The organism is Cellulomonas sp. ACRRI (assembly GCF_022346185.1).
Lineage (GTDB): Bacteria > Actinomycetota > Actinomycetes > Actinomycetales > Cellulomonadaceae > Cellulomonas.
This window is the reverse complement of record NZ_JAKRMS010000045.1, coordinates 18774-29471: the sequence shown is the minus strand read 5'-3', so window position 1 is coordinate 29471 and position 10698 is coordinate 18774. Positions and strand designations below refer to the sequence as shown.

General features: G+C 76.9%; 10 protein-coding genes. 2 read left to right on the top strand and 8 right to left on the bottom strand.

The genetic code is table 11. The features are described from left to right. Positions 1-9 precede the first annotated feature (9 nt). The gene (locus MHY85_RS10235) at positions 10-1509 is read right to left on the bottom strand and encodes an MFS transporter (RefSeq protein ID WP_239196026.1); all 1500 of its coding nucleotides are present in this window, start codon (positions 1507-1509) and stop codon (positions 10-12) included. 62 nt (positions 1510-1571) lie between these two features. After that, complete coding sequence (locus MHY85_RS10230) at positions 1572-4322, bottom strand: HAD-IC family P-type ATPase (protein ID WP_239196016.1); 2751 nt, start codon at positions 4320-4322, stop codon at positions 1572-1574. Positions 4323-4524: 202 nt separating this feature from the next. Here MHY85_RS10230 and MHY85_RS10225 point away from each other — a divergent pair, with 202 nt between their 5' ends. After that, a complete protein-coding gene (locus tag MHY85_RS10225; protein WP_239196014.1) occupies positions 4525-4905 on the top strand; it encodes an SHOCT domain-containing protein in 381 nt (126 codons plus the stop codon). 141 nt (positions 4906-5046) lie between these two features. Here the strand turns inward: MHY85_RS10225 and MHY85_RS10220 are convergent, their stop codons facing one another. Together MHY85_RS10220 and MHY85_RS10215 are read right to left on the bottom strand one after the other, a co-directional pair. Continuing rightward, positions 5047-5175 carry a chromosome partitioning protein gene (locus tag MHY85_RS10220; protein ID WP_239196012.1) on the bottom strand — a complete coding sequence of 43 codons (129 nt, stop codon included), beginning with the start codon at positions 5173-5175 and terminating at the stop codon, positions 5047-5049. Positions 5176-5256: 81 nt separating this feature from the next. Continuing rightward, positions 5257-6267: a hypothetical protein gene (locus MHY85_RS10215; protein WP_239196010.1), complete on the bottom strand. Its 1011-nt coding sequence runs from the start codon at positions 6265-6267 to the stop codon at positions 5257-5259. Positions 6268-6516: 249 nt separating this feature from the next. Between MHY85_RS10215 and MHY85_RS10210 the strand changes: the two genes are divergently transcribed. Beyond that, on the top strand, positions 6517-7356 hold the full coding sequence (locus MHY85_RS10210) for an alpha/beta hydrolase (protein ID WP_239196008.1): 840 nt from the start codon (positions 6517-6519) through the stop codon (positions 7354-7356). 51 nt (positions 7357-7407) lie between these two features. Here the strand turns inward: MHY85_RS10210 and MHY85_RS10205 are convergent, their stop codons facing one another. The 4 genes from MHY85_RS10205 to MHY85_RS10190 form a co-directional block, all read right to left on the bottom strand. Beyond that, entirely contained in the window at positions 7408-8598 is a 1191-nt protein-coding gene (locus MHY85_RS10205; RefSeq protein ID WP_239196006.1) for a PP2C family protein-serine/threonine phosphatase, read from the bottom strand. A gap of 139 nt (positions 8599-8737) precedes the next feature. Further along, positions 8738-9391: a uridine kinase gene (locus MHY85_RS10200; RefSeq protein WP_239196004.1), complete on the bottom strand. Its 654-nt coding sequence runs from the start codon at positions 9389-9391 to the stop codon at positions 8738-8740. Between the two features lie 27 nt (positions 9392-9418). Continuing rightward, on the bottom strand, positions 9419-9928 hold the full coding sequence (locus tag MHY85_RS10195; RefSeq protein WP_239196002.1) for a DUF664 domain-containing protein: 510 nt from the start codon (positions 9926-9928) through the stop codon (positions 9419-9421). A 91-nt stretch (positions 9929-10019) separates the two neighbouring features. Then, complete coding sequence (locus MHY85_RS10190) at positions 10020-10661, bottom strand: SRPBCC family protein (protein ID WP_239196000.1); 642 nt, start codon at positions 10659-10661, stop codon at positions 10020-10022. Between the last annotated feature and the right edge of the window lie 37 nt (positions 10662-10698).

Sequence of the window (10698 nt, the reverse complement as noted above, 5' to 3'; positions counted from 1 at the left end):
GGCGGGAGATCAGGCAGCCGGGGGCGGTGCGGCGGCCGCGCGGCGCATGCGCAGGGCGTTCGCCGCACCCAGGGCGCCGGCCACCAGCGGCACCAGCAGCGCGACCTGGAGGGCGCGCGGGCGCACCTCCTCGTTGATCCGGACCACCTCGGCCGCGGCCGCCGGCGGCTCGTCCGCGAGCAGCGCCTCCAGCTGGGTGGTGCTCATCAGCTCGGCGTCCTCGTCGAGGGCCGCCGCCACGCGCTCCTGGTCCGCCGGCGCCAGCACCGCGCTCGCCCGCGCCTGGGCGGTGAACCCCGCGGAGAGCGTGGCGAGCAGCACCGCACCCGCGAGCGCGAGCCCGAACGACAGGCCGAACGACCCGCCCGCCGAGTTCACGCCCGCCGCCTCGCTGACCCGCTCCTCGGACACCGGGGACAGCGTGTAGTCGTTGAGCTGCGAGACGAGCAGCCCCAGCCCGCACCCCGCGACGACCAGCGGCGCCGCGAGCGCCCACCCCGACCCGGCGCGCGGCACGACCGGCAGCAGCGCGGCGACGCCCGCGACCAGCAGGAGGAACCCGCCCAGCACGACCCGGTGCGCCGGCCACCGCCCGGCCCGCCTGCTCATGGTCAGCGCGACGACGAACATGCTCAGCGAGAGCGGCGCCAGGGACAGGCCGGCGGCCATCGCGTCGTACTCCAGGACCATCTGCAGGAAGATCGGCAGCGCGATCATCGCCCCGCCGAGCGCCACCTGCTGCAGCAGCTGCTGGGAGACGCCGATCCGGAACCGCGGCGCGCGGAACAGCCCCGGGTCGATGAGCACCGCGTGCCCGCGCCGCGACCGCCGCACCAGCCACCCGGCCAGGCCCGCGAGCGCGAGCACCCCGACCGCGAGCAGCAGCCCCACCCGTTCGGCGCCCTCCTGCCAGGCGAGCACGCCGAGCACGAGGCCCCCCATCCCGGCCGCGGACAGCAGCGCCCCGACGACGTCGACCTCGCGCGACCCGGTGTACGGGACGTCCCGGACGAGCCGGATGCCGGACAGCACCAGGACGATCACCACCAGCTCGAGCCCGAAGGCGACCCGCCAGGACAGGTACGTGGTGATGAAGCCGCCCAGCAGCGGCCCCACCGCCGCGGCGATCGAGGCGGCGGCGCCGACCAAGGCGTAGACCTTCTTCTGCGCGGTGCCCGTGAAGTTGCCGTGGACCAGCGACTGCATCGCGGGCAGCAGCAGCGACGCCCCGAGCCCGCCGACGACCGCCCACAGCACGATCACCGCCGTGAGGCTCTGCGCGAACGTCATGGCGGCGGCACCGACGGCGTAGCCGAGCAGCCCGAGGACGTACGCCCGCTTCCGCCCGACCAGGTCGCCGACCTTGCTGCCGACCAGGATGAACGCGGCGGACACGAGCGCCTCGAGCGCGATCGCGGACTGCACCCCGCTCACCGTGGTGCCGAGGTCGCGCACCACCGCGGAGATCGACACGTTCATCAGCGAGGTGTCCACGACGAGCACGAACATCGCGAGCGCGAGCAGCACCGCCAGCCGGCGCTCCGTGCGGCCGAGCGCCTCGGCCGGGGCGGTCACCGGCCCCGGGCGCCCGCCGGTGCGGCGCCCACGGCGCCCGCCGCGGCCTCCGCCCCGCCCCCGTGCGCCGCCAGCCGCGCGCCCCAGCGCAGCACCTCGGCCACGACCAGGTAGCCCAGCACCGCCAGCAGGCACACGCCCCACTGCTGCGGCGTCAGGTTCGTGGTGCCGAACAGCCGCTGCAGCAGCGGGATCGAGGTCACCAGGACCGTGAGCCCGAGGACCACGAGCACCAGGGTCACGAACCGCGCGTTGGCCACCGTCTCGGCGCGCAGCACGCTGCGGAACCGGTCCCGCCACTCCGCCGCGACCACCACGTGCACGAGCGACATCGCGGTCAGCCCCATCGTGGTGGCGACGAGCAGCCCGTACCGCGGCTCGGCCCAGGCGACGACCAGCAGCACGGCCACGGCGACGAGCACCCCGTCGACGGCGAGCCGGGCCCCGAGCGCGCGCCCCAGCACCGGGGCGTCCGCGGCGCGCGGGCGCCGGCGCATCAGGTCGGAGGCCGGCGCGTCGAAGCCGAGGCCGATCGCCAGCACCACGTCGATCGCGAAGTTGATCCACAGGATCTGCAGCGGCGACAGCGGTACGCCGGCCGCCACCGTGAAGATCCCGGCGCCGACGAACGTGAGGATGAACCCGACCAGCACCACCATCTGGAACCGGATGTACCGCATGAGGTTGTCGTACAGCCCGCGGCCGCGCTCCACCGCGGTGACGATGGTCGCGAAGTTGTCGTCGGTCAGGATCATCTCGGCGGCGTCCTTGGTCACCTCCGTGCCGGTGATCCCCATGGCCACGCCGATGTCGGCCCGGGTGAGCGCGGGCGCGTCGTTCACGCCGTCGCCGGTCATCGCGACCACCTGGCCGCGCCGCTTGAGCACGTCGACCAGCCGGACCTTGTCCTGCGGCGCCACGCGCGCGACCACGCCGATCTCGTCGACCTCGGCCTCCAGCCGCTCGTCCGGCATGGCGGCGAACTCGGCCCCGGTGAGCGCCCGGCCCTCGATGCCGAGCTGCCCGGCGATCGCGGCCGCGGTGGTGACGTGGTCGCCGGTGATCATCCGGACCCGGATGCCGGCGTCCTTGCACGCCGCGATCGCGTCCCGGGCCTCCTTGCGCGGCGGGTCCACGATCCCGACGAGCGCCAGCAGCTCGAGCCCGTCGACCAGGTCGAGCAGCTCGCCGGCGAGGTCCGCCTGCCCGACGTCCTTCTGCGCCAGCGCGAGCACCCGCATGCCCTCGCCCGCCAGCGCGTCGTTCTCCGCCTCGACCCGCTCCCGCAGGTCGCCGATCGGCCGGGTGCTGCCGTCGGCGTCCCGGTAGTGCGTGGCCCGCGCCAGCAGCACGTCGGGCGCGCCCTTGACGTAGCAGCGCACGGCGGGGACAGGCGTCTCCACGTCGTGGAACGTCGCCATCAGCTTGTACGCCGCGTCGAACGGCACCTCGGCCACCCGCGGGTAGGCGCGCCGGGTCTCCTCGACGTCCAGCCCGCCCTTGGCGGCGAGCACGACCAGCGCGCCCTCCGTCGGGTCGCCGACCAGGTCGCCGTCGCGCACCGTCGCGTCGCTGGCGAGCGCCATCGGCAGCAGGAACGGCTCCAGCCGGACCTCGGGGCCGCCGCCGGTCGCGAGGATCCGCCCGGTCGTCGCGTAGCCCTCGCCGTCCACGCCGTACCGGCGGCCGGCGAGCACCAGGCGGCGCGCCGTCATCTGGTTGAGCGTCAGCGTGCCGGTCTTGTCGGAGCAGATCGCCGACGTCGCGCCCAGCGTCTCCACCGAGCGCAGCCGCTTCACGATCGCCCCGGCGCCCGCGAGCTCCCGGGTGCCGAGCGACAGCAGCATCGTGACGACGGCCGGGAGCCCGGTCGGGATCGCCGCGACCGCCAGGCTGATGCCGACCAGGAACAGCGTGTCGAAGTCCTCGCCGCGCGCCAGGCCCAGCACGATCACGAGGACCAGCGCGACGGCGGCCATCAGCGTGATGATCACCGTCAGCCGGTTGAGCTGGCGGGTCAGCGGCGTCTCGTCGGTCTCGACCGCGCTGAGCATCCCGGAGATCCGGCCGACCTCGGTGGCCATGCCGGTCGCCGTGACCACCATCTCACCGCGGCCCCGGGTGACCTGGGCGTTCATGTAGGCCATGTCGACGCGGTCCCCCAGCGGGACGGCGTCGCCGGTCACCGGGTCGACGGACTTGGGCACCGGGGTGCTCTCGCCGGTGAGCCCGGCCTCCTCGATCTCGAGGGACGCGGCGACCACCAGCCGGCCGTCGGCCGGGACCTTGTCCCCCGCCTCGAACCGGACGAGGTCGCCGGGCACGAGCTGCTCGGCCGGCACCTGGAGCACCTGCCCGTCCCGCAGCACGCGGGCGGTCATCACCAGCATGGTGCGCAGCGCCGCCACGCTCTCGGCGGCCTTGCCCTCCTGGTGCAGCCCCATCAGCGCGTTCACCACGGTCAGCGCCAGGATCACCAGCCCGGTGCCGAGGTCGCGCAGCGCCACCACGCTCACCACCGCGGCACCGACCAGGACCAGCTGCATCAGGTCGGCGTACTGCCGGGCGAAGGCCCGCCACTTCGGCTCCGGCTTCTCCTCCGCGAGCGCGTTCGGCCCGTGCTCGCGCAGCCGGTCCGCCGCCTCGGCCGCCGTCAGCCCGCGGGCCGGGTCGACCCCGAACGCCGCGCACGTCTCCGCCACGGTCGCGGCGTGCCACTCCCGCGCCGGCACCTCGGTCGTCGTCATGTCCCCGCCCGTCGCCGCCGGGCGCCCAGCGGCGCCCCTCGACCACGGTCGCCGCGCCGCGCGAGGGCGGGCCTCACCCGGTGCGGGTAGTCGGGCCCCGGCTCACCCCTGGCGGGTGTGACGCCGCAGGTCGCGGCCCGGCAGCGTGGTCACCGGCCGGTCACGGACGCGGTCGGCCGCGGCTCGAGCGAGGGGTGGGACCGTGAACGACTTCTGGGACTGGTTCTGGCTGATGATCTGGTGGTTCCTCTTCGTCGCCTACCTCGTGCTGCTGTGGCAGATCTGCGGCGACCTGTTCCGGGACCGCGACCTCAGCGGCTGGTGGAAGGCGCTCTGGATCGTCGCGCTGATCGTGGTGCCGTGGCTGTCGATGCTCGTCTACGTCATCGCCCGCGGGCGGGGCATGGCGGAGCGGCACGCGTCGGCGATCGCGAGCGCGCGCCGCGAGACCGACGCGTACATCCGGCAGACGGCCGGCAGGTCGCCGGCCGACGAGATCGCCGACGCCAAGGCGCTGCTGGACCAGGGCGTCATCGACACCGAGGAGTTCGGCCGCCTCAAGGCACGCGCCCTGGCGGCCTGACCGACGCGCAGGGGCGCGCCGCGCGGTGCTGCCGGGGCGGCACCGTCCCGCCGGGCCGGCGTCCGCCGGCCCGGCGGGGTCACCGGGCCACGCGCGCCCGCGGGACGCGGTCCGCGGCCGGGGGCGGCTCTCGCGGCCGCGTCAGCCCTCCGGGTCGTCGCGCACCGGCGCCTCGCCCTCGTGGTCGTCGGGCAGCGGGTCCGGGTCGACGTCGAGGGTCGGCAGGTCGGGCTGCTGGGGGTCGAAGCTGTCGGGGATCTGCTCGCTCATGCGGCCACGCTGCCACCGGCCGGCCGGGTCCGCACGGCGGGCCCGGTCCGCACGGCGGGCCGCCCCGGCCCGCCGCGTCCGTCAGCGCAGCAGGCCCGTCAGCACCCGCTCGGCGTCCGATCCCGCGGGCACCGGCAGGTCGATCGCCGCGTCCCCGGCCCGGAGCGTCACGACCACCAGGTCCGCGTACCCGGGGTGCTCCGCTGCACGCACCTCCGTCAGCCGGTCCAGCGGCAGCACGAGGCGCGACTCGGAGTTCACCGGCGTGCGGCCGCGCGCGAGCCACGCCCGGCGGCCGAACAGCTGGAGCTCGCGCCCGTCGGAGGCGACGACGGCCGCCTGCACCGTCATGGGGTGCAGCACGTGCAGCACGCGGGTCAGGCCGCCGCGCCGCGGCACCACCGTGCGCCGCGGGTGCGCCGCCAGCGCCCGCAGCCCGGGCTCGCGGTCCGCCACCTCCCGGTACGCCGAGACGAGGCCGATCTCCTTCTCCCCCAGCGCGCGGCGGTCCAGCCTCCCCAGCCCCGGGCCGCCCGCCGTCGGGTCCCGCGGCGCCGGGTCGCCGGTCGTCGGCACGGGCCAGGCGAGGGTGCGCAGCGTGTCGACGAACCCCTCCACGACGTCGGCGGAGGAGCCGCTGAACCGCACCGCGACCGACGGGCCCGCGAGCGCCCGCACGGTGAGTCGGCCGTCCAGCAGGTCGACGCTGGTCCCGACGGCCGCCACCTGGTCGTAGGGCACCTCGCGCACGTCGTAGCCGCGGCCGGTGGCCGCCCCGCGGCTCGCCCCGCGCCCGCGGGCCGCGGCGTCGCCGCCGGTCCGGCGGCTCAGCGCGGTGAACCGGTCGGGGCCGAGGACCAGCAGGTGGTCGTAGAGGTCCATCTCGGGGGTGGCGTCCCGGCGCGCGATGTCCCGCGGCACCTTGAGCACCAGCCGGCTGCCCGCGAGATCCACCGGGTGGTCCCGGTACAGCGGGGGGACCTCCTCGGCGGTGCGCACCGGGTCCACCCACGGCCCGAACGCGTCGTACTCGGGGGTGCTCGGGGCGTCGCCCCCGCCGTCGCCCTGCCGCCGTGCCGTCGCCGCGTCCATGGTGCGCCTCCTCGCGTCCGGGCCGGTCGCCCTGCACCCAGCATCCTCCCGCGGGGCCGCCCCGGCCAGCACACCCCGCCCCTTCCGCGGGACGGGCGGCGCCCGCCATGATGCGACCGGGGTCCGCGCAGCGGCCAGGACCGCACCCGGCCCCCGGTGCCACCGTGCGAGACCGCGACACACGTCGGGCACGCCCGCCCGGGCTGCTCACCCGTCCGTCCCACCGCCCCACCACCCTGGGAGCACCTCATGACCGCACCGCTGCCCGCCGACGCCCCGGACACGATCGTCCTGGTGCACGGCCTCTGGATGACGCCCCGCTCGTGGGAGCACTGGGTCCCGTACTACGAGGCGAAGGGGTACCGGGTGCTCACGCCGGCGTACCCCGGCTTCGAGGTCGAGGTCGAGGCCCTGCGCGCCGATCCCTCGCCCATCGCCCGCCTGACCGTCCCGGAGACCGTCGACCACCTCGCGGGGGTGATCGCGGGGCTGGACGCGCCGCCGATCATCATCGGCCACTCGTTCGGCGGGACGCTCACCCAGCTGCTGCTCGCCCGGGGCCTCGGCGCCGCGGCGGTGGTCATCGACTCCGCGCCGACGGAGAACGTCTACGTGACCCCGCCGTCCCAGCTCCGGTCCCTGCTGCCGGCGTTCACGCACCCGTCCACGCGGCACCAGGCGCTGTCGTTCACCCCGGAGCAGTTCCACTACGCCTTCGCCAACACGCTGAGCCGCGCGGACTCGGACGCCGCCTGGGAGCGCTACGCCATCGGCGCGCCGGGGTCCTGGCTGTGGGCCTACGGGCTGATCGCGAACGTCAAGCCCGGCCACCAGGAGACGTGGGTCGGCTACCGGGCCGACCGGGCGCCGCTGCTCTTCCTCGCCGGCGGGGAGGACCACATCATGCCGCCGTCGGTGAACCGCGGGAACGCCAAGAAGTACGGCCGCTCGCCGGCCGTGACCGAGTACGTCGAGCTGCCCGGGCGGTCGCACTGGACGTGCGCCGAGCCGGGCTGGGAGGAGGTCGCCGACCGGGCGCTGGACTGGGCCGCGGCGCACGCGGTCGCCCCCGCGGTCGACGCGGGCTGATCCCGGCGCCCGCGGGGCGGCGACGCGGTCGCGGCGCCGCCCCGCGGGCGGTCAGGCCGGCGCCGGCGCCCGGCGTGCCGCCAGCACCGTCACGTCGTCCTCCCGGTCCCCCGGGCAGCAGCGGTCGAGCAGGGCGTCGAGGTCCAGGACCCCGTCGGCGCGGCGCAGCCCGGGCAGCCGGGCGACCAGCCGCTCCAGCCCGCGCGCGACCGACTCCCCGCGGCGCTCCACGAGGCCGTCGGTGAACAGCAGCAGCGTCTCCCCCGGCCCGAGGGAGGCGGTCCGGTCGGTCCGCGCCGTCCCGGGGTCCACCCCCAGCAGGAGCTCCGGGGCGCCGGGCAGCGGGGCCGCGCGACCGTCCGCGCGGACGAGCACCGGCGGCAGGTGCCCCGCCGACGCCCAGCGCAGCCGGTCGCCGGCCCCCGGCGGGCCGAGCGCCGCCACCAGGGCGGTCGCCGTCACGGGGGCGCCGAGCCCGGCCAGCGTCCGCTCCGCGCGGCTGAGCGTCGCGGCGGGACCGGTGCCCTCCGCGTAGCCGAGCGTCCGCAGCGTCCCGCGCAGCTGCCGCATCCCGGCGGCCGCCGCGACGTCGTGGCCGGTGACGTCGCCGACGACCACTACCAGGTCCCCCGACGGCCGCACGAACGCGTCGTACCAGTCCCCGCCGACCCGGCTGCGTGCGTGCGCCGGCCGGTACCGGACGTCGAGCTCCAGCCCGGCCACGGCGGGCAGATCGGTGAGCACGGCGCCGTGCAGCGCGTCCGTCTCGGCCCGCTCGACGCCCACCGCCTGCACGAGGGCGTCGACGACCGCCGGCGGGCCCGCCCCGTCCCGGGCGCCGGTGCCGGTGCCGGTCATCACGGCCGTGACGTCGGCGGCCCGGAGCACGAGGGCGGTCACCCGCCCGTCCGGGTCCGCCGCCGGGGTCGTGGTCAGCAGCCACCACGGGGCGCGGCCGGCGCCGTCCGAGGGCAGCGGCCCGACGGTCTGCGGACGACCGGTCCGCGCGGCCGCGCGGACCGAGGCCAGCAGCTCGCGCCGCGCCGCCGACGCCGGGAGGACGTCGGCGAGCGCGTGGCCGACCAGGGCCTCGGGCGGCACCGCGAACGCGGTGCGGAAGGCGTCGTTCATGTCGAGGACGGTCCCGTCCGACGCCAGCACGAGCTTCGGCGCGGGCAGGGCGGCGAACACCGCGTGGTAGTCCACGGTGTCGCGGGTGGGGTGGACGGCGGGTGGGGTCACGGCGGCCTCCGGTCGTCGTGCGTGCTCAGCGCGGCTGGCGCGCTCGACCGCGCCCGCCGGCTACGGCCGGCGGCACCGGCCTGGGAGAACGTTATCCAGCGACCGTGACGGTGCTGTGTGCGGACGGCGGACGACCTGGTCAGGGTTCGACGACCCAGCCCGGCCGCCGGGGGTCGTCGACCCGGACCACCACGTCGGCGGCGTGCTCCGGGTCGGCCTCCGCGCGGTAGCGCCCTTCGGCGGGCAGCCGCCACGCCTGGGCGGGCGGGGTGCGTCGCGCGAGCGTGTCCGGCCGCACCGCGAGGTGCACGGTGAGGTCGGCGGGCAGCCACCGCCCGAGCAGCAGGCCGCCGTCCAGCAGCAGCACCGTCCCCGGGGCGGTCGGCACGCGGGCCGCGCGGGCCGACCGCTCCCGCGCGGCGTCCCACAGCGCCGGGAGGTAGCTGCCGTCGCCGCCCGGGCCGAGCGGGTCCAGGACCTCGCGGATCAGCGCGCCCGCGTCGAGCGCGTCGTCCAGCAGCGCGTCGGGGTCCTCCCGGCCGTGCTCGAACCGCACGCCCGCCGGGCGCAGGAAGTCCCCGGCCCGCACCCGCACGGCCGGGTGCCCGCGGGCGCGCAGCGGCTCGACCAGCGCGTCCGCCAGCGCCCCGGGCCCCGTCGGCGGTGCGCCGTCGACCAGCACCCGCCACCGCCGGTCCGGACCGTCGGCGGCGCGCGCGGCGGCCAGGCCGTCGACCACCCGGTCCACCAGCCGCCCGACCAGCACCTCGGGACTCACCGGCTGGACGCGCACCGGGACAGTCTCCCCCGTCGGGCGGGGTCAGGAGCGCGACGTCACGACGCCCTTGACGAACGCCGCCTGCCCCGCGTGCTCCAGGACGTCGCCGAGCACGCTCACGAGCCGCACGCCGACGGTCACCGGCGGGTCCCACCGCTCGTCGATCACGCGGCCCAGGTCCTCCTCGGTCAGCCGCCGGAGGTAGGCGTCGGTCGCGGCCCGGGTCGCGTCGGCGTAGGCACCGAGCAGCGCGGCGTCGACGCGCACCTGGGCCACCTCGTCCGGTCCCTGGCCGTAGCCGGTCGCGTCCGTGTCGAACGGCAGGCCGAACTGCTCGGCGAACCCGTCGGCGGTCCACACCTGCTCCGTGCCGGCGACGTCCGCCACCTGCGCGTCCTCGACACGCACCAGGTGCCAGACGAGCCAGGCGATCGTGTTCGCCTCCGGCCCGAGCCGGGCGGTGAGCTCGTCCTCCCCCAGGCCGTCGAGCACCCCGTGCACCAGGTCGCCGATCCGGCCGAACCCGTCCTGCAGCACCGCCACGCCGTCCACGCGCTCTCCTCTCGCCGGCCGCCGTGCGCGGCCCTCGTCGCCGACCGTATGCCGGGGCGGTGACACGTGCGCGGCGGGTGCGCGGGGGCGCTCAGTCCCCGGCGGCCTCCGCGCGGTCCCGCACGCCGCGCAGCATCCGCTCCGTCATCAGCCAGCTCACCCAGGACACGCCCTCGACCATCCACCGCGCCCACGGCTCGGTGTACGCGTACCGCTCGCGCACCACCAGCCGGCAGCTGCCCGGCGTGGCGCCCGGGCGGAGCACGAACGCCCAGGCGAAGTCGAACGGCGGGGTGTCCTCGTCCGGCAGCGCCGGACCGGCGCCGTGCAGCACCAGGGCGTGCGGCGCGTCGAGGACCGCGACCTCCAGCCCCACCTGCGGGGCCAGGCGCACCTCGTCGCCGACGGCGAGCTCCTGCCAGCGCTCCTCGATCCGGTCGGCGCTGGTGATGCCGAGCCCGACCAGGCCCTCCAGAGCGTCGTAGCTGTAGAAGCCGCCGCGTCCCTGGCCGAGCTGGACCAGCCAGGGCCAGACGCGCTCGGCCGGGGCGTGCACGGTGATCGCCCGCGTCGCCACCAGGTCCGCGTCCGGCACCAGCGCGTCGCCCGGCAGCCCCACGGACCGCTCCACCTGGGACGCGCCCCAGTGCAGCGCCCGCCCGCGGGCGAGGGTGTAGCCGACGGCCGCCGTGGCCGTGATCGCGAGCGCGCGCACCGCGCGGTGGGAGGTCATGCGCTCCACGCAACACCGTCCGCCCCGCCCGCACCAG

Coding starts and splice junctions, on each gene's coding strand:
- MHY85_RS10235 (WP_239196026.1), bottom strand. CDS start 1,509: ATGTTCGTGCTCGTCGTGGACACCTCGCTGATGAACGTGTCGATCTCC.
- MHY85_RS10230 (WP_239196016.1), bottom strand. CDS start 4,322: ATGACGACGACCGAGGTGCCGGCGCGGGAGTGGCACGCCGCGACCGTG.
- MHY85_RS10220 (WP_239196012.1), bottom strand. CDS start 5,175: ATGAGCGAGCAGATCCCCGACAGCTTCGACCCCCAGCAGCCCGACCTG.
- MHY85_RS10215 (WP_239196010.1), bottom strand. CDS start 6,267: ATGGACGCGGCGACGGCACGGCGGCAGGGCGACGGCGGGGGCGACGCC.
- MHY85_RS10210 (WP_239196008.1), top strand. CDS start 6,517: ATGACCGCACCGCTGCCCGCCGACGCCCCGGACACGATCGTCCTGGTG.
- MHY85_RS10190 (WP_239196000.1), bottom strand. CDS start 10,661: ATGACCTCCCACCGCGCGGTGCGCGCGCTCGCGATCACGGCCACGGCG.